This is a genomic window from Thermostichus sp. MS-CIW-37 (assembly GCF_054060065.1).
The window spans coordinates 36,333-59,498 of sequence record NZ_JBSSCV010000008.1 but is presented as its reverse complement, the minus strand read 5'-3'; the positions used below and the strand labels follow the sequence as shown (position 1 = coordinate 59,498).

General features: G+C 58.6%; 21 protein-coding genes. 12 read left to right on the top strand and 9 right to left on the bottom strand.

Annotation, left to right across the window (positions count from 1 at the left end; genetic code table 11):
* The first annotated feature begins 175 nt into the window (after positions 1–175).
* Positions 176–901, top strand: coding sequence for a response regulator (locus tag ACVWYZ_RS05445; RefSeq protein ID WP_457466436.1), 726 nt, complete (start codon positions 176–178; stop codon positions 899–901).
* On the opposite strand, the gene ACVWYZ_RS05440 is transcribed toward ACVWYZ_RS05445, so the two are convergent.
* From ACVWYZ_RS05440 to ACVWYZ_RS05430, 3 genes are all read right to left on the bottom strand, one after another.
* Positions 898–2,256, bottom strand: a complete 1,359-nt coding sequence (locus ACVWYZ_RS05440; RefSeq protein ID WP_457466435.1) for a CCA tRNA nucleotidyltransferase — start codon at positions 2,254–2,256, stop codon at positions 898–900. The genes ACVWYZ_RS05445 and ACVWYZ_RS05440 overlap by 4 nt on opposite strands.
* A gap of 244 nt (positions 2,257–2,500) precedes the next feature.
* The gene (hemH, locus tag ACVWYZ_RS05435; RefSeq protein WP_457466434.1) at positions 2,501–3,535 is read right to left on the bottom strand and encodes a ferrochelatase; all 1,035 of its coding nucleotides are present in this window, start codon (positions 3,533–3,535) and stop codon (positions 2,501–2,503) included.
* A gap of 268 nt (positions 3,536–3,803) precedes the next feature.
* Entirely contained in the window at positions 3,804–4,271 is a 468-nt protein-coding gene (locus tag ACVWYZ_RS05430) for a hypothetical protein (RefSeq protein WP_457466433.1), read from the bottom strand.
* Positions 4,272–4,576: 305 nt separating this feature from the next.
* On the opposite strand from ACVWYZ_RS05430, the gene ACVWYZ_RS05425 reads away from it, so the two are divergent.
* The 5 genes from ACVWYZ_RS05425 (at position 4,577) to ACVWYZ_RS05405 (ending at position 9,431) form a co-directional block, all read left to right on the top strand.
* Positions 4,577–5,068: a Tic20 family protein gene (locus ACVWYZ_RS05425; protein ID WP_457466432.1), complete on the top strand. Its 492-nt coding sequence runs from the start codon at positions 4,577–4,579 to the stop codon at positions 5,066–5,068.
* 92 nt (positions 5,069–5,160) lie between these two features.
* Positions 5,161–5,712, top strand: a complete 552-nt coding sequence (gene moaC, locus ACVWYZ_RS05420; RefSeq protein ID WP_457466431.1) for a cyclic pyranopterin monophosphate synthase MoaC — start codon at positions 5,161–5,163, stop codon at positions 5,710–5,712.
* The gene (locus tag ACVWYZ_RS05415) at positions 5,706–7,616 is read left to right on the top strand and encodes a hypothetical protein (protein WP_457466430.1); all 1,911 of its coding nucleotides are present in this window, start codon (positions 5,706–5,708) and stop codon (positions 7,614–7,616) included. Before moaC ends, ACVWYZ_RS05415 begins: the two co-directional genes overlap by 7 nt.
* Entirely contained in the window at positions 7,610–8,605 is a 996-nt protein-coding gene (locus ACVWYZ_RS05410) for an alpha-E domain-containing protein (protein WP_457466429.1), read from the top strand. Before ACVWYZ_RS05415 ends, ACVWYZ_RS05410 begins: the two co-directional genes overlap by 7 nt.
* 265 nt (positions 8,606–8,870) lie before the next feature.
* Positions 8,871–9,431, top strand: a complete 561-nt coding sequence (locus ACVWYZ_RS05405) for a gamma carbonic anhydrase family protein (RefSeq protein ID WP_457466428.1) — start codon at positions 8,871–8,873, stop codon at positions 9,429–9,431.
* 21 nt (positions 9,432–9,452) lie between these two features.
* Here the strand turns inward: ACVWYZ_RS05405 and ACVWYZ_RS05400 are convergent, their stop codons facing one another.
* The 6 genes from ACVWYZ_RS05400 to ACVWYZ_RS05375 all read right to left on the bottom strand — a co-directional run bounded on the left by ACVWYZ_RS05400 (position 9,453) and on the right by ACVWYZ_RS05375 (position 16,951).
* Entirely contained in the window at positions 9,453–10,913 is a 1,461-nt protein-coding gene (locus tag ACVWYZ_RS05400; protein ID WP_457466427.1) for a circularly permuted type 2 ATP-grasp protein, read from the bottom strand.
* A 155-nt stretch (positions 10,914–11,068) separates the two neighbouring features.
* A complete protein-coding gene (locus ACVWYZ_RS05395; RefSeq protein ID WP_457466426.1) occupies positions 11,069–12,871 on the bottom strand; it encodes a glycosyltransferase family 39 protein in 1,803 nt (600 codons plus the stop codon).
* A gap of 216 nt (positions 12,872–13,087) precedes the next feature.
* Positions 13,088–13,348, bottom strand: a complete 261-nt coding sequence (locus ACVWYZ_RS05390; protein ID WP_011434405.1) for a DUF6761 family protein — start codon at positions 13,346–13,348, stop codon at positions 13,088–13,090.
* A 98-nt stretch (positions 13,349–13,446) separates the two neighbouring features.
* On the bottom strand, positions 13,447–15,069 hold the full coding sequence (locus ACVWYZ_RS05385) for a CocE/NonD family hydrolase (protein WP_457466464.1): 1,623 nt from the start codon (positions 15,067–15,069) through the stop codon (positions 13,447–13,449).
* 592 nt (positions 15,070–15,661) lie between these two features.
* The gene (locus ACVWYZ_RS05380) at positions 15,662–16,126 is read right to left on the bottom strand and encodes a cupin domain-containing protein (RefSeq protein ID WP_414424334.1); all 465 of its coding nucleotides are present in this window, start codon (positions 16,124–16,126) and stop codon (positions 15,662–15,664) included.
* Positions 16,127–16,171: 45 nt separating this feature from the next.
* Positions 16,172–16,951 carry a cysteine hydrolase family protein gene (locus ACVWYZ_RS05375; RefSeq protein WP_457466425.1) on the bottom strand — a complete coding sequence of 260 codons (780 nt, stop codon included), beginning with the start codon at positions 16,949–16,951 and terminating at the stop codon, positions 16,172–16,174.
* Positions 16,952–17,190: 239 nt separating this feature from the next.
* On the opposite strand from ACVWYZ_RS05375, the gene ACVWYZ_RS05370 reads away from it, so the two are divergent.
* The 6 genes from ACVWYZ_RS05370 to ACVWYZ_RS05345 all read left to right on the top strand — a co-directional run bounded on the left by ACVWYZ_RS05370 (position 17,191) and on the right by ACVWYZ_RS05345 (position 23,156).
* Positions 17,191–17,349: a hypothetical protein gene (locus ACVWYZ_RS05370; protein ID WP_414342473.1), complete on the top strand. Its 159-nt coding sequence runs from the start codon at positions 17,191–17,193 to the stop codon at positions 17,347–17,349.
* Positions 17,350–17,351: 2 nt separating this feature from the next.
* A complete protein-coding gene (locus ACVWYZ_RS05365; protein WP_457466424.1) occupies positions 17,352–17,870 on the top strand; it encodes a GNAT family N-acetyltransferase in 519 nt (172 codons plus the stop codon).
* 67 nt (positions 17,871–17,937) lie between these two features.
* A complete protein-coding gene (locus tag ACVWYZ_RS05360; RefSeq protein WP_099812243.1) occupies positions 17,938–18,228 on the top strand; it encodes a 4a-hydroxytetrahydrobiopterin dehydratase in 291 nt (96 codons plus the stop codon).
* Positions 18,229–18,372: 144 nt separating this feature from the next.
* On the top strand, positions 18,373–19,329 hold the full coding sequence (locus ACVWYZ_RS05355; protein WP_457466423.1) for an NAD(P)H-binding protein: 957 nt from the start codon (positions 18,373–18,375) through the stop codon (positions 19,327–19,329).
* 405 nt (positions 19,330–19,734) lie between these two features.
* Complete coding sequence (locus ACVWYZ_RS05350; protein ID WP_457466422.1) at positions 19,735–21,570, top strand: NAD(P)H-quinone oxidoreductase subunit F; 1,836 nt, start codon at positions 19,735–19,737, stop codon at positions 21,568–21,570.
* 50 nt (positions 21,571–21,620) lie between these two features.
* Positions 21,621–23,156 carry an NADH-quinone oxidoreductase subunit M gene (locus tag ACVWYZ_RS05345; RefSeq protein WP_414407143.1) on the top strand — a complete coding sequence of 512 codons (1,536 nt, stop codon included), beginning with the start codon at positions 21,621–21,623 and terminating at the stop codon, positions 23,154–23,156.
* Positions 23,157–23,166: the final 10 nt, after the last annotated feature.

Below are 23,166 nucleotides of genomic sequence, written 5' to 3'. Positions count from 1 at the left end.
TGGCCTGCCCTGGAAGTTTGATATCCTATCGGGGGGCTGCTGTTGACGGTGGCGGCACTTGCCCTTCTCACCCTGTGAGGCTGTTATCGCTACGTGACGCTTCCGCATTCGTGACGGCGGTGCGGAGCACTTGCGTGCAGGCGCGACGGAGTTCTGTATGGAAGCAACCCTCTCCATGACTGGTTCACTTCCTCAAGCCAAGGAAGCTGCTCCCCATCTGGAGACCCTGCTGGTGGTGGATGACGAGGATGCCATTCGGGAAACGGTTGCCCTGGCTTTAGAAGAACAGGGATATCAAGTTTTACAGGCCGCCGATGGTCGGCAAGCCCTTGAGGTGGTACATACGGCTGAGCGGCTGGATTTGATGATCCTGGATTTGATGTTGCCCAGCTTGAACGGTTTGGATCTATGCAGGCTGCTGCGCAGGGAGGGCAACACGATTCCCATCTTGATGTTGACGGCCAAAAGTAGCGAAACCGACCGCGTGGTGGGCTTAGAGCTGGGAGCTGACGATTATCTGACCAAGCCCTTTGGTATGCGGGAGCTGATCGCCCGCTGTCGTTCGGTGTTGCGCCGGCAACAACTGGCCCAAGCCAGCGATGCCACGGTGCTCCGTTACGGGGATCTGTGTATGTTTACCCAGGAGTGCCGCGTGTTGGTGCGGGGCGTTGAGGTGAGTTTTTCCCCCAAGGAATTTCGCCTGTTGGAGCTGTTTATGTCCAATCCCCGCCGCGTTTGGACGCGGGAGCAGCTTCTGGAGCGCGTCTGGGGATCCGACTTCATGGGCGACAGCAAGACCGTCGATGTACATATCCGCTGGCTGCGGGAAAAATTGGAGCTGGATCCCAGCAACCCAGAGTATTTGGTGACGGTGCGCGGCTTCGGCTATCGCTTCGGCTAGTCTTTTTGCTGGCCACGCCACCGGCGGGCAAAAGAGAGCGCCTCGGCACGAGTTTGAATCTGCCCCCAAGCCTGCGCCTCTTGAAGAGCTTGCAGCAACTGACCTACCCAGGGGCCGGGTTTGGCCCCCAAGCTGTGCAGCAGATCGCGGCCATCCAGCAGGGGCACCAGATGGGCCAGGGGATCCTGAGGATCTTCGTAGCGTTTGAGCCAAGACTCCAGCTTTTGCGGTTCGCTGCCCGTAGCCACCGCCAACAGCGCCAGGCCACCGAACAGGGATCCCGCCTGTTGATAAAGCCGCCACTGTTGCGCAGGGGTGGGGGAGTCCGTCAGGAGAAGCTGAAGCTGAGGCAGAAGATGGTGTAGCTTTTGGATGGCCCGCATTTCCGCTCGGCTGAAGCGCAGCCGCTCCAGCTCGGCTTCCACCCTTTCTGCCGTTCGCGTCAGCAAGACAGAGTCCTCAGTTCCCGCTGGATCCCACAATAAAGCCGCCAGCACCACTGCCAACAGCCTGCCGCGCCGCTCGCGTGAGGACGCCAAAGGTTGAGCCAGCTCTGCCAGCGTGCGGGGATACAGCGGTCGCCAGCGTTCGGCCCACTCCCACACCGCCTGAGCTTGAGGGAAGCCCGGACTTTCCGGTTTCAGGTGGGGCAGCCAAGCCTGCAGCAGCCCCGCCGCCACCGCCCCCTGTAGGTGAGCCAGCCCGGGGATCCCTGCCTCCAAGAGGGCCACTACCTCTGCCCGCACTCGTTCTGCCGCCACGTTGGCCAAAAGGGGGGCCCGCTCCCGGATTGCCTCTTGCGTAGCCGGATCCAGCCCAAACCCCAGTTGAGCTGCCTGTCGATAACCCCGCAACAGCCGCACCGGATCGGCGCTGAGGTTGTCGGGGTGGATCATGCGCATCCGGCCCTGGCGAATATCGGCTTGTCCGCCCGTGGGATCCAGCAGTTGCTCCCGTTGCAGATCCAAGGCCAGGGCATTGCAGGTGAAGTCCCGCTGCCTCAGATCCTCCTCAGGGGTGGATCCCGCCTGCAGCCCCACGTCCACGGTCAACTTTGCCAACACAATGCGGGCAATCTGCCGTTCGGGATCCAACACCACAAAGCCCGCCCCCAACCGCCGTGCCACTGCCGCTGCCCAGCCCACGGGATCCACAGCGCACATCAGGTCCAAATCCACCGACGCTGCGGACTCCATCCCACCGTCGCGAGCGGGATCCCCAGCAGCACGGCCCTGCAGCCAAGCCAGGTAAGCATCCCGCAGGGATCCCCCTACCCAATAGCTTTCCTGCGGCAGCCACTCTTGGGGGAAAGGCAGCCATTGGTAGAAATAGGTCAGCAGCCACTTCGTCAGCAAGGCTTTCCTCGGGCCTAGGGTCATTCCTAATCAAGACTTCCTGTTCGCGTCAGCGGTGCGGAGCAACGAGAGGAGTGAGAAGTGAGGATTGAGAAGTGAGAGGTGAGAAGTGAGGATACGCTCTCTTTGCTCTCTGCTCTTTGCTCTCTGCTCTTTTCTCTCTTGAGGGGGGATTGCTTATGGATGTGCAGGCAGCGCCCTCGTCTGGTCGCGTCAGCGTTCATAAAATGTCCGGAGTTTTTCCCTACCGCTCCAGCAGCGAGCTGCCCACAGCAGCAGGGACAAAGGCAGGAGCTGCCAAGCCTGGAGTGAGCAGATGAGTCCGCACCAGCGCCGCCAAGCCAGCAATGAACAGAGGGTCGGTATTTAAGGCGGGCACACGGCGAAAATCGGCAATCCCAGCTCGATGGGCCAGTTCCCGATACTCGATGTCGATCTCCTGCAGGGTCTCGATGTGCTCCGACACAAAGCTAATCGGCACCACCAGCAACTGCTTCACGCCTCGGGAGCCCAACTCCAGGATGACCCGTTCGGTATAGGGCTGCAGCCACCGCACCGAACCCACCCGGCTTTGATAGGAGAGGGTGTGGTCATTGGGGCGTCCCACCTGCTGCCAGATCAGCCGCACGCAGGCTTCCATTTCCTGTTGGTAGGGATCCCCGGCCTCGGTGACATAGCTTTCGGGAATGCCATGGGCGCTGAACAGCACATGCACCCCTTCGGGCTCGGCAAATCCATCCAACTGTTCCCGAATTGCTCTGGCCATCGCCTGCACGTACTGAGGCTGATCGTACCAGGAGCAGATCTGGCAGCGCTCGATGCATGCCAGCTCCGGATCTTCAGCCCAGAGCCGATCCAGCAGCTTAAAGCTGGATCCCGTCGTGCTGATGGAATACTGCGGGTAAAGCGGCAGCACCACCAAGCGGGTGATCCCATCCGACTTGATCTGCTGCACCACCGACTCGATCAACGGATGCCAGTAGCGCATGGCCACATACACCGGCACGTCATAGCCCTCAGCCACCAGGTGGGCCTGCAGTTCTCGCGCTTGCTCAGCAGTAATGCGCCGCAAGGGGGATCCCCCCCCAATGGCCGCATAGTTGCGACGGGATTTCTCGGCCCGCAGCATGGAGATGGCCCAGGCAAAGGCCCGCTGCAAGAAGGGAAATGGCAGGCGGATCAGCTCAGGATCGGCGAACAGATTGTAAAGAAAGGGCTGCACATCAGCCTGGGTCTCTGGCCCCCCCAAGTTCAGCAGGAGCACGCCGCTTTTGGACATAACAAAGCTCATTCGCGTTGGCGGTGCGGAGCACCATGTTCTTCTTTATCCACTGTAGGGGCTCTTATCCCCCAGCGGGAAAGTGACCTTAAGTTTTTTTGCAGTCTTTCTCAGTTTTCCCCTCAGGAGAAACCACCCGCACCCAAACCTACAAGTCCAATCCGGAGACTCCGTCCCGCTGTCGCGAACAAAGTCCAAAAAGGGATCCCCACCCACTGCAGGGATCCCCGGCATCAACACCCCATTGCCGCTAAGGAGCAGAGCGCTGTCAGAACTCTTGACCGCGGTAAACCCGCTGCAGGGCCGGAGTGACGGGGTAGCAATCGACATCGGCCAGGCTCAACTTCAAGCGCAGCGTATTGAGGAGTTTCCAGTAGGGGGGCACAAAAGCCTTTTCAGGGATGGGTTGGGCGGTAGGAGAGGGATCCCCAGGTCGGGCAACCGTCTCCACAGGGCAGCCGCGGTAGCGGAGCGGACGGGATCCGAGGTGAGCTGAGCGCAGATCTCGGCTGGGATCCACCGTCAAGCCGCGAAACTGGATCGCCCCCGGACGAGAGGCTTCCCGATAGCGCAGATAGCCAGCCCACACCTGGGCAATCCACTCCGGCAAAGCTTCGGGCCGAATGTGATAGCGCTCCGGCAACAGACGGTCGTTGAGAAAACCCATCAGCCCAGACCAAACTTGCCAGACAAAAGCTCTGACGATGCGAGCAGCGGAAGACGATGAAATCTTCATGGTGGAAGCTGAAAAATGTAGAGAACCTGAAAAACCGGTGATGCAGCCAGAATTTGCCGTTGATTATATCAGCCTGGATTCATCGGAGCGCTCACTCTGAACGTTTTGGCCTCCAGTTTTTCTGCTCACTGGAAAGCAGAAGCCAGCTTGCGGCCAAGCGCGTTGAGCCACCCAAATCCATCGACTACAATAGGCCCAAGGCTTGGGTGTTGCTTTCTCTTTCCGACCTGTAGCTTGCGGGGATCCCAGAAGCGCACCGACAAGCCAGCTCCAGTAACCATTGCACCTATGGGGATCGACGGATTATGACCTGGCGCGGCGACATCACTCCCATCAATCGGCTGTGGGGATCCCTTCCCTACCTTTTGCCTTTGGTATCGGCTCTGCCCTTGGGCTTTTTGCCCTCTGGGTTGTTTCAATCTCTGCCAGGGCTGATCCCCATTTTTGCGCCTCTGTTTCGTCTGGTGCCCCTGGCCACGGGCTGGCTGGGAATGGGGGTGTTTTTGGCTCTGCTGTTCCTGGTGATCCGCAACACCCGCGTAGCCCATTTTGTTCGCTTCAACACCATCCAGGCGCTCTTGCTCAACATTGCCTTGTTCTTGGTGCAGGTGCTGATGCAGGCGTTTGGCATACTCTTCGGCAACCTTGGCCTGGCAGCGGTGGTCAGCATTTTGGCCACCACGGCTCTCTTGGGGGTGATTGCCATCACCGTCTACGCCTGGGTGCAAAACATTCGCGGCCACTACGCCGAGGTGCCGGTGCTCTCTGATGCCGCCTATGCCTGGATTCGCTACTAGTTGTCAAGTCCCTGCGGGTCTGGTTGCCGATTTGCCGACCTCATCGGAGCCTAAGCCAACTCTTCAGCTCTCAAGGATTGTGGGAGGCCGGGGTGCCATCGGATTCGAGTTCTAGTCGCGCCAGCAGGACAGAGTCCTTTGTTGGGCAAGCCCTCACCCACCTGGACGCCTCTGGCCGAGTACAGATGGTGGAAGTGGGACACAAGCCCACGGTTGCCCGCTTGGCCACTGCCCAAGGACAGGTACGCATGTCAGAAACGACTTTGCAGACCATCTTGGCCGGTCAAGGGCCCAAAGGGAATGTGGTGGAAACAGCCCGGCTGGCCGGGATCATGGCTGCCAAGCGCACCGCCGATCTGATCCCGCTGTGTCATCCTCTCCCCTTGAGCAGCGTCACTGTGGATCTGGATCCGGATCCCCATCTGCCCGGCTTTCTGATCACCGCTACAGTAAAAACCAACGCCCAAACAGGGGTGGAGATGGAGGCTCTGACGGCTGTTTCCGTGGCCGCCCTCACCCTGTACGACATGGCCAAGGCCCTGGAAAAGACGATGGTGATCGAAAACATCCGGCTGTTGCGCAAGTATGGGGGGAAGTCTGGGCCTTTCGAGGCAGAGGATCGGGACAACGCCGAGAAATGCTGAAAGCTTTGCAACAACCAGAGAGGGGTGTTGGGCTAGGGTTGTTGGTGGGCATTGGGGTGCTGCTCTGGCCCATGCTGCGCCAGGGCTATCCCATGACTCACTCCACTCACTTCAACCTCAGTTGGGCCTTTCAGTATCAACGACAGTTTTTCGGCGGGCAGTTTTACCCCCGCTGGCTGGAGTATTCCAACTTCGGCTACGGCAATCCTACCTTTGCCTTTTACCCCCCTCTGTGCATGGTGGCCCCTCTGCCGTTTCGCCTGCTGGAGCTGGATATGCCCGGATCCCTGGTGGCCAGCATGGGCTTGGCGATGGCAGTCTTTGGCGCAGGGCTGTATGCCCTTCTCCGGCAACTCATCCCCTGGGCTTGGGCTCTGGTTTTGGCTCTGGCGGGTATGGCCGGCCCCTATTGGCTGGTGGATATTTACCAACGGGGGGCAATTGGGGAAGTGTGGGCCATTGCTGTCTCCCCCTGGATTTTCTGGGCCTCGATTCAGGTGATTTGTCGGCCTCAGTCCCTTTGGCCAATTGTGGCCTTGGCCATTAGCTACGGCCTGTTGGCCCTATCTCACTTGCCCACTTTGCTGGTCTTTACGCTAACTTGGCTGCCTCTGCCTTGGGTGCTGGGCCGCTGGGATCCCCTCTGGCCCAGGGTGGGGCGCTGCTACTTGGGGTTTGGGCTGGGGCTGGGGTGGACGGCGTTTTATCTGCTGCCAGCCTTTTGGGATCAGCGCCTCATCCAGGTGGAGTTGGTGAATTTTGTCGAAGAGTACATGCCCCAACATCGCCTGATGCTGAGTGGGCTGACCCGGCTCCAGCCGCAACTGACGCAGCACTGGTTTGAAAGCGGCCTGGTAGGGTACTGGCTCTGGATGGTAGCCGTTGTCTTGGGTGCTGGGATCCTGGTTTTCTGGGAATGGCTGGCCCGCAGGACAAGGGGGATGACCCCAATCCATTCCGCTCGTGCTGGCGAGACGGAGTCCCATGGTGCCTTAGAATCCTCTGCTCCCCTGGCCAAAGCCATCCTGCTCTACAGCTTGGGGGCCAGCTTGGTGGCCCTGCTGATGATGACGGATTTGCTGGGTTGGCTCTACGAGTGGATTTTGCCCCTGCGGCGCATTCAGTTTTCTTGGCGCTGGATGGCGGTGATGGCGGTAACCGTGCCCTGGCTGTTGGGATCCCTGGCCGCCTGGGGGTGGGGACAAAAGGGCTTGAGGATCCTCTTGATTGTGGGGATAGGTCTGGCCATGGGGATACAAAGCTGGCAGGGCTGGCAGGTCTTGTCCAGAGCCAGGTTTGACCCCCAGACCATCCAAACTTTTCAAGAGCTGTCTGTCGCCAAGCCATTTCCCAATGAGCCCCAGCAGCGACTGGGCATCGCTTTTCTTCACTGGCACTGGATCTTTCCCGATGGGCTGGCGCTGGTGGATGTGCTGGAGTACCGACCTCGCCAAGCAACCCTGCCCATGCCGCCCCCAGAGGTGGATCCGCTGCTGCGGTGGCAGGGGGACGTAGTGGATTTTGGACAAGAGCAAGGCAATCTGGAGCCACTGTTGGAAGTGGAGCAGTGGCGCTATGGCTACCGTCGTTTTCGGGCCGTTAACCCCACCGATCAGGATCAATGGGTAGTCCTGCGCACGTTTTACTACCCCGCTTGGCGGGTACAGGTGGATGGTCGCCTCACATCTGCCGAGCACAATGGACTGGGGCTGTTGCAGGTGCGGATCCCGCCGGGGGATCATCGCGTGCAGGTGCGCTATCTGGGTACTGCAGCCGAGTGGATGGGGTGGATCTTGACCGGCCTGACGGGGGTGCTGCTGGTGAAGCTGCGGCGGCTGCTTCGTTTGTTGAATTTGAACGGAGCGCGGAGACAAGAAACTCCAGAGGAGGTAACAGCATGCTGAGTCGCGTGGCCGATTCCATCTACTGGCTCAACCGCTACGTGGAGCGCGCCGAGAACATCGCCCGCTTCATCGATGTCAATCTCAACCTCATCCTAGACTTGCCCAGCGGTCCCGCCCAGCAGTGGGATCCCATCGTCTACACCACCGGGGATCAGGAGCTGTTTTACCAACGCTATGGCCAGGCAACCCAAGAAACAGTCATCCAGTTCCTGGCTTTTGATAGGGATTACCCCAACTCCATCCTTTCCTGTTTGCGGCTGGCGCGAGAAAATGCCCGTTCTGTGCGGGAGGTCATTTCTTCAGAAATGTGGGAGCGGGTCAACCGCTTTTATTTGATGGTCAAAGAAGCAGCTCAGCAAGGCCCCCACCTGAGTCAGCTCCACGATTTCTTCACGGAAGTGAAACTGGCCAGCCACCTATTCGCCGGGGTGATGGATGCCACCATGACCCACGGGGAAGGTTGGCACTTTGGCCAGATTGGCCGTCTTTTGGAGCGGGCAGACAAAACGGCGCGCATTTTGGATGTTAAGTATTTTATCTTGCTGCCCTCTCTGCAGTATGTGGGTACGGCTTTGGATGAGTTGCAGTGGATTGCTTTGCTGAAGTCGGCCAGTGCTTATGAAATGTACCGGAAATACAGCCGCCAGCACCGCATCAATCCCAGAGAGGTGGCCTCTTTCCTGATTTTGGATCGGCAATTTCCCCGCTCCATTCAGTTTTGTCTTATTCATGCGGATCGATCCCTGCACCAAATCACCGGCACCCCAGCCGATACTTGGCGGGATCCCAGCGAGCGAGCTTTGGGCCGCCTGCGTTCTGAGCTGGACTACCTGACCATCGACGACATTATGGAGCAGGGCTTACATGAGTTTCTCGACAAATTGCAGCTACAAATGAACCATGTTGGCGATTGTATCTACGAAACTTTCTTTGCCACTCGCCCCTTGCAACCGTCTGAATCCTCTCCCCTGCTGCAACGGCAGGCTTAGCTAAAATCCCTCACCCCTAGCCCCTCTCCTACAAGAGTTAGAAATTAATCTAACGAACGCTTCCACAGCTATCGACAATGAGCCAAATGTGTTGCTTATATCTCATTGCTATTGTGCAATGGATTGACAATGGTGAAACAGGAGCAAAGGGACGGGTTGATTTTCTGGATCCCTGGCTCCTCTCTTTTTCTGGGACTGGAGGCGGCGCGGAGCGCTGGGGCAGGTCTGGAATTGCCGCACCCCCGGTAGCAGTAGGATTGGGGAAATGGAAGCCGTTGCCAAGGGCGTTTGGAAAGTGGGGTTAGAGCAGCAGCCGAGAGGGATCGACCAGGCAGCCTTTATTGCCGCCAATGCCACACTGATCGGCGATGTCCAACTTGCGGAAGCGGTGAGCATCTGGTACGGGGCCATCTTGCGGGGGGATCTCTCGCCCATTGTCATTGGCCGCCGCAGCAATATCCAAGATGGAGCCATTCTGCACGGGGATCCCGGACAGCCGACCCTGGTTGGCGAGGAAGTGACCGTAGGCCATCGAGCGGTCATCCACAGTGCCCACATCGAGGGGGGATGTCTGATCGGGATTGGGGCCATTATCTTGAACGGGGTCACCATCGGGGCAGGCAGCATGGTGGGAGCTGGAGCGGTGGTCACCCGGTCTGTGCCACCTCGCTCTTTGGCGGCGGGGATCCCGGCTAAGGTTATCCGCACCCTCACCGAGGAAGAGGTCGAGCAACTGCGCCTTCACGCCCAGCACTACGTGGATTTGGCGCTTCAGCATGCCAGCCGCTTTGGCCGGTGGAGCAGAGGTTCGGGCGAGCGACTTTGAGCCTATTTTGCCAGCCGTCTCTCAACAGCCGGGATCCACACAGAGCACCCAGGTATCTTTGCTGCCGCCCCCCTGGGAGGAGTTCACCACCAGGGATCCCTTCTTGAGGGCGACGCGGGTCAGCCCCCCTGGGTGAACGTAGATCTCTTTGCCGTAGAGGATATAGGGCCGCAAGTCCACATGACAGGGTTCTAGACGGGGGCCTTCTCCCCGATCCACCAAGGTGGGCACGCGAGAAAGGCACAGGGTGGGTTGGGCGATGTAGTTGCGCGGTTGGGCGCGGATTTTCTCGGCAAAAGCAGCCCGCTCTTCCGGTGTGGCCTGGGATCCCATCAACATGCCGTAGCCACCCGACTCGTTGGCTGCCTTCACCACCAGCTTGTCCAGGTTTTCCAGTACGTACGCCTGATCCTTAGGATCCCAGCAGAGGTAGGTGGGCACGTTGGGCAAAATGGCCTCTTCTCCCAGGTAGTAGCGGATCATCTGCGGCACATAGGCGTAGATCACCTTGTCGTCCGCCACCCCTGTTCCCAAAGCGTTGGCAATCGCCAGCCGCCCTGACCGATAAACCTCAAACAGGCCCGGAACCCCCAGTAGAGAATCGGGGCGAAAGGCCAGCGGATCGATGAAGTCGTCGTCGATACGGCGGTAGATCACATCCACCCGCTGCAGCCCCTTGGTGGTGCGCATTTGCAAATAGCCATCGGCCACCACCAGATCCCGCCCTTCCACCAGCTCCACCCCCATCTGCTGGGCGAGGAAAGAATGCTCGAAGTAGGCGGAGTTGTAGATGCCGGGGGTGAGCACCACCACCGTTGGATTGGCCAGTTGCGGCGGCGCCAGGTAGAGCAGAGTATCCAACAAGTGGCTGGGGTAATCGTCCACCGGGCGGATCCCCATGGTGTTGAACAGGGAGGGAAAGGTGCTTTTCATCACCCGCCGATTTTCCAGCACGTAGGAGATTCCCGACGGACAGCGCAGGTTATCTTCCAGCACGTACCAAGTTCCGTCCCGATCCCGCACCAAGTCGGTGCCGGTGACGTGGCACCAAATTCTCCCCGGTGGGTTGAGCCCCACACAGGGCCGCAGAAATCCCTTGGCCGTCTCGATCAGCTCGGCAGGGATCACCCCATCCTTAAGGATCTTCTGGTCGTGATAGACATCGTCGATGAACAGGTTGAGGGCGTGGATGCGCTGCTTGAGACCCTTCTCCAGCCGCTGCCACTCGGAAGCCGAGACGATGCGGGGAATGATGTCAAAGGGGAAAATTCGCTCCGTGCCCTGGCTATCGCCATAGACGTTGAAGGTCACCCCCATTTGAAAGAGGGCCGCCTGCGCCGCCGCTTGCCGCTGCTGCAGTTCCCCTTCTTCCAGAGAATGAATGCGCTCAATCAGCGGGATCGCCTCAGGACGGGGCTGGTTACGCCCCAAAAACAGCTCGTCGTAAAACCCCTCGCCCGGGTCGTAGGCATCAAAACGCACGTCTGGGATCCCTGGAACGCTATCATCTTCTTCTACTTCTTCTACTGTTGGCGGCTCTGGATCTGCATAGTGTGCTTTCAGCTACTTTTAGCCTGGTAAAAAGAAAGGACTCCGTCCCGCGAACAGTGGGTTGGCCAAACCAGGGGGGGGGAGCTCTAGGGATCCGCCACCTCAAAGGCCCATAGACCCCGCTCGGCAGGGATCCGATGCAACTGCCCCTTGGGAAAGCGCCGTTGCAGCTCTGCCCCCTGCTGATCCCATACCCACTCGTTCATGAACAGGGTAAACGGTGGCTCCAGCGCCTGGATGGGCAACACCTCAGGGGAAAACACCGCTACCTTTTGTTCCCGTCCGGCAAAAAATTGAATCCAACTTTGCCAGTAGATAGGCTCTCCCCAGCCGAAATAGGGGTAGGCAGCGCTAGCCGCCAGATAGAAGCGGTAGTCGGGATCCATTTGGCGAGCTGCCACATAGCGCCCGGTGGCCCCCACATCGTTGCCCTGCGTCCAGCCTTTGTGGACAAAGTCTCCAAAAATGGCCAGGTTCCACCCCCCAATCAGCAGGATTGCCCCCGCCATCGCCGCCGCCGGCAGCCAACTCCCGGCCCGGGATCCCCAGCGTTCCAGGAGACCTGCCAGCACTTGGATCCCTTCCAAGGTTAGATAGGCTACAAAGGGCAGGATCACCAGCAGGCGGGTGTAGTTGGGGGCTTTGGTGATGGCCAAGCTAAACAGCAGGTAGAGAAATAGGAAGCTGCCGATACAGAGCCAGTCGTGGGGCTGGCTGCGCTTCTTGAAAAGGCGGTAGAGGCCGGATCCCAGCCCCAGCCAGATCAAAGCCCCCGTCAAGGGATCCACAAAAGCATGGCCGTAGTTGGGATAGATGTAGCCGCGGTCGTGCTGGCCGGGGTCGTTGAACATACTCAGGCCGTTGAAGATGTTGCGCCAGACCGCCTCCTCTGGCGTAGCCGCATTCACCCACATCTGTTGTAACGCCCGCCCTTCCGGGAAAAAGAGAAATTGTTGGCGAGAGTACTCGGCGCTCACCGCAGGTGCTGTGACCGTGGCCACCAGAATGGGCCCAGCCACCAGAAAAAAGCCCAGCGCCGCGGGCACCGTCAGCTTAGCCAGGACCCAGAGGGGATTAGCTTGCTTGTTTTCTCCTCGGAGATCCTCCCGGCCCAGGAGCAGGTACAGAACTCCAAACAGCAACCCCAGCAGGATCACCACCCGCCCCGGCAAATAGCCGTAGAGGGAGAAAGCCGCCGCTCCTCCCCCCAGATAGAGCAACAGGGGATTTTTTTCCCGCACGCCCTTGAGGAGCAAGGCCAGGGCCGCACACTCCACCAGCACAATCAGGTTTTCCCGCATGGCCATGCGGCTGATGCCCAGCAAGGCGTGGTTGGATCCCAAGAGGGCCGCCCCCGCCAAAGCCAGCCGGGATCCCCAAAATGCCCGAAAAAACCCGTAGGCCACCAGAATGGTGACGACCCCGAAGGCGGCATGTACCGTGCGCACATTGAGCAGCGTGACTCCCCCCATCAGCCGCGTCAGGCCGCCGAAGAGGCTGAACATGAAGCGGGGGAAATAGAAATACTCCGGCATCAGCCCAAAGATATCGGGATAGCGCACCCCTGAGGCGCGACGGGCCATGGAGGTGATCACAATCTCGTCAGTATTGATCTGAAAAGGGATGTTGGGCAGGTCGTAGAGGTAGATCGGGGCAAAGACCAACACCAACAGCCCCAGGTGCAACAGCTCCTGTTGCCAGCGCAGCCGCGTCGGATCCCAAGGGGGTTGAGCCGGGGAAAACTGCGCCCAATACAATCCCACCAGCAGGATGCTCAGCAGCCAGAGGCCAATCTGCAGCACGTGGTAGCCAAACACCCCGTACCAGAGGATCAGGGCTACCCCCAAGCCCAAGCCGGATCCCAGCAGGGGCAGATGCCGGGAGGTCATCACCCTATCCCAAACCGCCATAGAACCGATACGACTGGAATCAGGAACGAATCGATCCCTCTCAGCCTACCAGGCGCAAGATGCTCGACAAAACCAGAACTCAGTCAGCGCCCTCCCCCCTAGTCTTTCTCCCAAGGGGCGAGGGGAGATCAGAAAAGGTTGGAATCAAAACTTTGCCCCACCTGTTCTAGGGATCGCCAACAGGGATTCACAAAATCAATAACCCCGCATCGGCTCCGCCTCTGGCTCCAATTCCGGATCTATGAAGTTGGACGGATCGTAGAGGAAGCGGTTGACCTCGTCCTCAATGCGATAGATCTCGAAGGGCTCCAATTGTTTGCCAGTTCGCAAGGCCAGCAGGTAGCCATCCACCAGCAGACGTAGCTCATCGGTGCGCCGGTAGCCCCGCTGCCAGGTATCCACCAGAGCATCGGTCAAAGCCTGATAGTGCCGGATCAACTTTGGGTCTTGCAACATGGTGTTCCCTTGCCCTGCCTGTTTCTATCCTAACGTTTGGTGTCTCTTTGTAAGCGGGGATTGCGAACGGGATCCCGAAGCTTGGTCTCTTCTTGGCTTCAAGCCATGGGCAGGTGCAGTCGCGAAGGCGTCTCGCCACCGCTGCGGAGAGTGATGGTGAGAATGCGGGCCTCAATCAGCCGCTCTTCCCGCATTCCCGTGCCTGTGTTGACAGGATAGGCCGGAAAACAAGCCGCGCTAAGGCTGAGGCGCAGAGCATGACCGCAAGGAATGCGAATACAGGTGGGCTGACAGGGAATCAGAATGGGGGTACTGGGCTGGGGATCCCGTAGGCGACAATAGCCTTGGGAAAAGTTATACACCTGCCCATCGGGCCTTACCACCGAGAGCACAGCGCAAAGATCGAAACTGGGGCTGTCCGCCTCCGCGTACACCTCCACAGCAATGTCCCCGACCAGAACCAGCTCGGCTTGCAGCGGCGGAGTGGTATAGGTCAGGACATCGGTGCGGCAGTCGAGGGCGGAGCGCTCTTGCGGCCCGGCAGGCTGAACTAGGTGGCCCCCCAAGGCCGGCACCGGTCGCCAGGGATCGTGAACAAAGGTATCCGATTGTTGCGTCGGCGAGGGTTCAGGGCGAAGGGATCCCTCTGCTTCTGAAAGGGCAGCCAAGCCGGTGCTGTGTAGGTAAAAAGCTTTTGGCTCAGGGGTAGGCCAAGCATCAAAGCCGCGCCAGCGGTTGGATCCCATCTCGAACAGGCGTACCGGCGGCTCCTGGAGGATCCCTGTGTCTTTGCCTTTGAGGAACTGGTCAAACCAGCGCACCTGCAGCCGATCGATGGGGCTAATGGCCTCTGGGCCGAAATCCAACGCCCCCACTTTGCGGCCCCAAGGGAGATGGGCCCAAGGGCCGATGATCAGGTATTGAGGGTTCTGGCTGCGGGCGCTCATTTCCTTGTAGAGGCGCAGGCTACCACTCAGGTAGCTGTCAAACCAGCCGGCAATGTGTAGCATCGGCAGATCCACCGCCTCTAGGCGGGGAGAGAGCTTGCGCCAGTATTCATCCGGCTCGCTGTGCTCCAGCCAGTCAAAGTAATAGGACTGGGGCGCATATTGTTGCAACACCCCCGGCTTGAGGGGGATAGGGTCGTAGAGGGGGAGATTGCGGGCAGCTTTCAAAAGCGCTTGGTAGGCATTGGCATCCCCCCTGAGACGCGCCCCTTCGGTCTCCAGTTGCAAGGCCCAACTGAGGTTGTTGTAGAAGGCAAAGGCCCCCCCTGGGTAAGCGGCATCGGCATAGAGATCGTAAGGCAGCATCGCCGGGCAGATGGCCTTCAAGGCGCTGGGACGGGTAGAAGCCGCATACAGCTGGGTCATGCCCTGATAAGAGAAGCCGTACATGCCCACTACGCCGTTGCTCCCCGGCAAGGCAGCCGCCCAATTGACGGCGTCAAACCCGTCTTCCACCTCATGGCGGAAAGGGTAGAAGGATCCCTTGGAAGTTCCCCGTCCGCGCACATCCTGGATGACCACAATGTACCCCTGGGCCGCATACCACCTGGGATGGGCATACACCACCGTCGAGGCAATAGCCCGCCCATAGGGCTGCCGCATCAGCAAAACCGGGTAGCTCCCCTCCCCTTGCGGGCGATAGACATCCGCGTCCAGTTGGATCCCGTCGCGGGTGAACATGGAAACAGTTTCGCGGGGGCGAACGGGCAACATGGCCTGGGTTGGGCTAGCGGATCTTGCCAAAGGGATACCAACCAAGGACAACCTAAGGGATCCCTGGGTGGATTCTTCCTAAGATAAAACAGAAGCCCTTATGAGAGGGAGAAACTCCCACCAGAGTTTGAGCCCCTTCCCTGGTATTGCCCTTGATCTCCGGCCTGCTGGCGCAAACGCAGCCCCCTCCAGACCCCTCTTTTATGGCTTTTATGGATTTATGGAAACAGAGACCCTGGGAAAAGATTTGTCGGAGCATGCCTCTAACCCCCAAAACCCTGAACTTTGCTGAATTTACTGAGCTTTAGGCGGTTTGGCAAAAGTCATTGAGAGGGATATAGTAGACCAAGTTTCCCCCTGATCCTTGAGTCCACCGCAACGGTTGCCGGGAAGTGAAGGGGGAAAGCGCTCGGGGGGTATTCCTCAGGGCTTTGCGGGATACCGCCTTCCTGCTTGGACTCCGTCCCGCTGACGCGAACAGAGATAGGCAGGATGCGATCGCTTCTTTCCTGAACCATGTTCAGGAGAGTTCAGCGTGAATGTATCAGTACCCCTGACTTCCAACCTCTACAGCTCCCAGAGCCATTGAGGCCTAAGCCTCAGCAAATGCCCTTCTCCAGCCCCCCGACAGTACCTGCAGATCCTCCTCATCCAAATCTGCAGGAGTACCGGATCGGATGAGCTCGGCAAAATCTTCGTTGGGCACCATCATGCAGAGGGCGTAGAGGCGGCCTGGGCCGGTGTTGTGAATTTCATGCACACCCGTTGGCGGCACCAGAACGCTGTCTCCGGTCTTGATGGGGGCAGCTTTTCCATCGCAAATGGCTAAACCTTCTCCCTTGAGAACGAAAAACATTTCCACAGCCATTTGATGGCGGTTGGGAGGAGTTCTGCCTCCCTCATCGAAGATCTCCACACAAAAGGTTAGAGAAATCTGAGCATGAGAAGGATCGAACACGATGGCCAGGCGATTGGTATCGTGGGGGCTGATGCGAAAAGCCTGATAATCGGCAGGGGTTTTAACAATTGGAATCACGCAGCGGGAAAGCGTTTGCATCCGGATCCTCCGCTCAAGAGATGAGGGGTGAATAGTGGGCAAGTGCTAACAGGGGAGAGCCGCGAGCAAGTCAGGGGAGGAGGCGACAAAGCCAAAGCATTGCTTGACGTTGTAGAGGGTAGCTAGCAAACAGTATTCAGGAGAGGTGGTGGCGGCGCAGTCTTCCAGCAAAATGCAGTCGTAGCCGAGGAAATTGGCATCTTGCAGCGTGGTCATGACGCACTGGTCGATGTTCACGCCGGCAAAAAAGAGGGTGGTGCGCCCCAGGTTTCTGAGAATGCTATCGAGAGGGGTATCCCAAAAGCCGCTCATGCGGAACTTATCCACCCAGATATCCTCGGGTTTGACCTCCAGTTCCTCCACCACAGCAGCGCCCCAACTGCCCCGCGTGAGGACTAAAGACCCGTTCTTAGGCAAGGGATCCCCCAGCCCTACTCCCTCTCCGGTGGGGTTGTACACATGTCGCAAGCCGGCGCTGATGTTGAGCAAGTCAGGGCGATTGCCCCAGTTCACCCACACAATCGGCACTTGAGCTTGTCGCAGGCGGGGCAGCAGGGCTTTTAGAGGGCCGATGGGAGCCCGTGCAGATGTGACATCGACGCCAATGCTGGCCAGCCAACCGTCGGGATGACAAAAGTCGTTTTGCATGTCGATCACCAACAACGCCGCCTTGGCCAGATCCAAGCGCAGGGTTTTGCTGGAGGTGGGTAGCAGGATGGGCCGGGGATCCAAGGGCGGACGGGTGAGGTCGGCCATTTCGGCATTCACAGCCCAGGCATTGGGAGGGATCCCAAGGGTCTTCAAGGGGCGATTGGGGGTGCTCATGGATTCTCCGCTCGCGTCGCGCAGCAGTGGGATCAGGTGGGGCGGATGACCCACAACTACGCTCGACCTTAATGCACAGCTGACCTCACTTTGGAATCATAGGCTACACTTTCTCACCTTATTGACGCATGGGATCCCCCAGGGTCAGTTGATATGGATTGAGATGAGGATGATCCGAAAGGGTGCCCAGGGATCCCTCCCTGCACGCTATGCTGTAGAGACCAAGGTTATGTAGAAATATGAACATCTTGCGGCAATATATCTTTCCTGCCCTCATCCTGCTGGTGTTTCTGTTTACCCTGGTGGTGGTGAGCATTCGCTCGTTTCTGCCGGAGGATATGGCCCAGCCTGCCCCTCTAGAAGAAGCGACGCCTGTGGCCCTTTCTGCAAATGCCTGAGGATGGCTGAACAAGGGATCCCTCTGCCTGTGGGTTATCGTTGGCGCATTGGTTCAGCCTGGGATCGGCCCTGGGTGAGGCGAGGATTGCAGGCCACGTTGCAGGAATCTTTTCCAGAGCAAAGCAACTGGGATCACCTGGAAGAGACGCTGGATCGCCTCTTCGACCCACCCCGCACCCCCTGCTGGTGGATCCTCAAGGAAGAAACAGGGGAGCCGGTGGGCTGTGTTTGGGCCGGCATCTCCACCGATCAAGCCACCCATCGGCGGGTAGCCTACATTTTTCTGCTCTGGGTGGATCCCGCCCATCGTCGGCAGGGCCTGGGCAGAGCTTTGATGCAACAGGTGGAACGCTGGGGATCCCAGCAGCAGCTGGCGGCCATCACCCTGCAGGTTTATCGCCATAACCAGGCTGCCCTCAATTTCTACAAGCGGGCCCATTTCTCCGTGCAAGGCTACTGGCTGTACAAACCCCTCGGCGCCGCTGGCGTGGCAGAACCAAAAGGTTATGAAGTTTTGTAAATAAGCTGGGATCCGCTCTCAGTTGCTCTTTTGATGAAAGCGGTGGCAAAGACTGGAGGGAAAGCCCATGTCCAGACCTGTCAAACTCAGTGAAGCTGAGGTCCAAGCCAAGCTGGAAAATCTGCCGGGCTGGTCTTTGCAGGATGGGAAGCTGCATCGTCAATTTCAGTTTCGCTCCTTTGTCGAAGCCTTTGGCTGGATGAGCAGTGTGGCCTTGGTGGCCGAGAGCATGGGGCACCATCCCGAATGGACCAATGTCTACAACCGCGTGCGGGTGCATCTTACCACCCACGATGCCGGGGGCATTACAGAACTGGACTTTACCCTGGCGCAACGCATGAACGAGCTGGCCAGCTGAACGCTTTCTCAGTACCTAACTCTAGGGATCCCTTCAGAGCTGGTTTGGCAAGGGATCCCCATTGGTTTGTTGCTGCCTCTAAGGTTGTGTCGGGAGTTGCGCTGGTCTGATAGACTAAGCCTAAGGTTAAGAAATGATAATTTTATGAACGTGCTGGTTGTGGGGGCGACGGGAACGCTGGGCCGTCAGGTGGTGCGCCGAGCCATCGAAGAAGGACATCAAGTCACCTGTCTGGTGCGAAATCCGGCAAAGGCTGCTTTCTTGAGTGAATGGGGCGCTCAACTGAAAGTGGGAAATCTGCTTCAGCCCAGCACCCTCAACTCCGCCATGGAAGGCATCGAGGCGGTGATCGACTGTGCCACGGTGCGGGTGACCGATACCCTCAGCGCCCGTCAGGTGGACTGGGATGGCAAAGTTGCCCTGATCAATGCGGCACGGGCTGCCCAGGTAGGGCATTTTATCTTTTTCTCCATCATGGGCGCCCACCACGAGTATCCCAATGTGCCCCTGATGAATTTCAAGCATCACATCGAGAAGTATTTGATCGGATCCCAGATGCCCTACACCATTTTCCGGCCAGCGGGCTTTATGCAGGGGTTGATCGGCCAGTACGCCATCCCCATCTTGGAAGAACAAATCGTCTGGGTAACCGGCGAGGGCATGCCAACGGCCTACCTGGACACCTTGGATGCTGCCCGGTTTGCGGTGCGAGCTCTCACTGTAGAAGCTGCCAAGCAGCAAATCTTTCCCTTGGTGGGGCCCAAGGCTTGGACGGCTCGAGAAGTCATTGCCTTGTGCGAGCAGCTCTCCGGCAAAAAGGCCAAGGTCAGCACCATGCCGCTGGGATTACTGCGAGGGGCGCGCAAGGTGGCGCAGTTTTTTCAGTGGAGCTGGAACATTGCCGACCGGCTGGCGTTTGTGGAGGTGATCGCGGCCAAAGAACCCATGCACGCCGATATGACGCCTGTATGCGAAACCCTGGGGATCGAACTGGCCTCTCTGACCTCGCTTGAGGACTACCTAGCGGAGTATTTCCAGAAGATGTTGAAACGGATTCGCGAGCTGAAGGTCAAGCAACCCAAAGTCAAAACGCCCTTCTAGGTCGTTGTTCTCAGTCTTCATCTTCTTGGCAATTTCACAGGGACTTACGATGGTAGCCTTGGGATGAAGAGGTGAACGGGATCCTGCTTGCGTTAGCCTATCGAAGACCGGAAGTAGGGCAGCAGAACTTCGGGGATGTCCTAGAGCCATTCACGGTATCTGCGCAGCCGGGGATCCTGAGTTCCCAAGGGGTTCATTTCCATCTACGCTTTAGAGAGTGAGGGGGTGACAACGACAGAGGTTATTCTGCTCCCCCTGCTTGAACTATAGATTTTTGTCTATAGTTTTTATCGGAAAGTTCAATTTTTATCTATCCTAGTTCGCAGCTAAGATGCTACTTAAGACTTTTTACAGGATCTCAGCAAGTGTTCCAGTTTGGCCAAGATCCCTGGCCGAAGGAGGATTATGAGCTTGAACGGGCTGGTCACAACTGCATGGCTGATTCCCCTCTACGCCTTGGTGGCGTGGGCGGGAGCGCTGATCTGGTCCCCAGGAATCACCCGGCGCACGGGACCACGTCCGGCAGGTTATCTGAATGCGCTCTTGACGTTGATGGCCTTCCTGCACAGCGTGGGGGCGCTGGTGGCAATTTGGGATCAGCCGGCGCAGGTCATTCGGTTGCCCTGGCTACAGGTGGGGGATCTGATGTTAGAGCTGCCGCTGCAGGTGTCATCGGCAACTCTGGGGGCCTGCGCTGTGGTGACGGGGCTGAACCTGGTGGCCCAGATCTACGGCTTTGGCTACATGGAAATGGACTGGGGCTGGGCGCGGTTTTTCTCCCTGCTGGGCCTGTTTGAGGGGGGGATGTGTGCCTTGGCTTTGTGCGACTCCCTCTTTTTCAGCTACGTGATCCTGGAGATTTTGACCCTGGGCACTTACCTGTTGGTGGGCTTTTGGTTCAACCAATCGCTGGTGGTGACGGGAGCGCGGGATGCTTTTTTAACCAAGCGCATCGGCGACCTGTTGCTCTTGATGGGGGTAATCGCCATCTATCCCCTGACCGGCTCCTGGGAGTTTGAGGATTTGGCGGCCTGGGCAGAGGCGGTGCAGGCAGGATCTGTCACTGTGGATCCCACCCTGCTGGCCCTGGTAGGGCTGGGGTTGCTGGCCGGCCCCGTAGGCAAGTGTGCCCAATTTCCTCTGCACCTGTGGCTGGATGAGGCGATGGAAGGGCCGATCCCCTCGACGATCTTGCGCAATGCGGTGGTGGTGGGCACAGGGGCCTGGGTGTTGATTCGCCTGCAACCCCTCTACGAGCTTTCCCCAACAGTGCTGAAGGTGATGCTGACTATCGGCAGCTTGACGGCGGTGGGGGGATCCCTGGTGGCTTTGGCCCAGATCGATGCCAAGCGGGCCCTGTCTTATCTGGTGAGCGCCTACATGGGCTTGATCTTTGTGGCGGTGGGCACCGGTCATCCCCAGCAAGCCTATGGGTTGCTGCTGACCTATGCGCCCGCGATGGCCCTGTTGGTGATGGCGCTGGGCATGGTGATCTGGAACAGCATTACCCAGGATCTGCGCTATCTAGGAGGCTTGTGGTCGCGGCGTCCTATCTCGGGGCTGTGCTTCTTGACCGGGATGGCTGGAATCATCGCTTTGCCGCCTTTCGGTTCCTTTTGGGTGCTGACGGATCTGTGGCAGCAGTTGGTGCAACCGGGGCAGGGGTTGTGGGCGGCAGTCGTGCTGGTCACCAATGCTGTAACGGCCCTAGGGCTGACACGGGTGTTTGGCCTGATCTGGGGGGGCAAGCCGCAGCAGATGAGCGAGCGTTCGCCAGAGGTGCATTGGCCGATGATGTTGCCCAGCACCGCCATGATGGGGGTAACGCTGCACATGCCCATGATCCTAGCGGCACTAGGTCTGATTCCCGCTCTGGAAGGGATCCCTGTTGGGGTAATGACGGGATCCAGCTTGACAGGCATTGCCTTGGGAGCCTGGCTGTATCTGCGTCCGCAGCGGCAGCCGGTGGACTGGACCTTCTTGGCCGACTGGCAGGATTTGTTGGCCAACGACTTCTACACCCCCAAGCTCTACCGGGCCAGTGTGGTGTTTGCGGTACGCATCATCTCTGAGGTTACAGCCTTGTTCGACCGCTATGTGGTAGACGGCTTGGTAAATTTGACCAGCTTGGCGGTATTGGCGGGTGGACAGGTTTTGAAATACACCACCTCTGGCCAGTTGCAAGCCTACGTGCTGACGATTGTGGTGGGGGTGGCCCTGCTGGGCTGGCTGATTCTCTAGGCTTGGGCAAGGTAGCGGGACGGAGTCCTTAGATAAAGAGGGAAAAGACCATGCTGAGTGCCTTGATTGTGTTGCCGATCTTGGGATCCCTGCTCCTGTTCTTAGGCTTGGGGGGGCGAAAGCTGGCGGTGGCCTTGGCCGGGATCCTGCTGGGGATCTCGCTGCTGCTGTTTGCCAACTTTGACCTGCAAGCGGAAGGGCTGCAGTGGGTGCAGCGGTGGGATTGGATCCCGGCAATTGGGCTGAGCTACTCCCTGGGCCTGGACGGGTTTTCCCTGCTGATGGTGGCTTTGAATGGGCTGCTCACGCTGATTGCGGTGCTGACAGCTGAGCCAGAGGTGAAGCGGCCCAACCTCTTATACGGCTGCATTTTGTTCATGAGCGGGTCGGTCAACGGGGCTTTTGTTGCCCAGAACCTGCTTTTGTTCTTCTTGTTTTACGAGCTGGTGCTGATCCCGATCTACCTGCTCATCTCCATTTGGGGCAGCCCCAAGCGGGATTATGCTGCCATCAAGTTTTTGATTTACACCGCCGTTTCCGCCATCTTTCTGTTGGGGGCCTTTTTGGCCATCTACTGGCTGGGGGATCCCCATAGCTTTGAGCTGCTGGAGATCCGCATCACCTCTCTCAGCCCTGTTGCCCAGACCTTGACGCTGTTGGCCTTGATCGTGGCTTTCGGCATTAAGATGCCGCTGATCCCCTTCCACACCTGGTTGCCTGATGCATACGGGGAGTCGTCGCCGCCAGTGGCCATCCTCCTGGGAGGGATCCTCTCCAAGTTAGGCACGTACGGTCTGTTTCGCTTTGGGCTGCAGTTGTTTCCCCAAGCTTGGGCCGACCTGGGCGGGATCCTAGCCTGGTGGGGAGCCATTGCCGTGTTGTCCGGGGCTTTGGCAGCCATCGCCCAAAAAGACATCAAGCGCATGGTGGCCTACAGCTCCATTGGCCACATGGGCTACATCTTGCTGGGCATGGCGGCAGCCACCCCCATTAGCCTGACCGGGGCGATGGTGCAGATGGTCTCCCATGGTCTCATCTTGGCGCTGCTGTTTGATCTGGTGGGCTTGGTGGAGCGCAAAGTGGGAACGCGGGATCTGAACGTACTCAACGGCCTGCTCAACCCCTTGCGAGGCTTGCCCACAGTGAGCGCCCTGCTCATCTTGGGGGGGATGGCCAGCGCCGGGATCCCTGGCCTGGTGGGCTTTGTGGCGGAGTTTTTGATCTTCCAGGGCAGCTATCAGGATTTTCCTTTGCCGACTTTGATCAGCATCTGTGGCACCGGTTTGACGGCGGTGTACTTCGTGATTTTGCTAAACCGCACCTGCTTTGGCAGGTTGGACAACCGCACCGCCTACTACCCGCGCGTGCATGGCTGGGAGCGGATCCCAGGGCTTATTTTGACGGCCTTGATCGTTTGGTTTGGGATCCAGCCCATGAACCTGGTGAAATGGCCGCAACCGTTGGCCTTTACCCTATCCACCCAGGTGGCTCAGGCCCAAACGCTTATCTTGGCATCAGCCGGTGACCTTGCCCCCATCACCCTCTCTGGAGCCGATCCAGGCAAGCGGGAAACTCCCAGGAATTGAGATCCCAGGG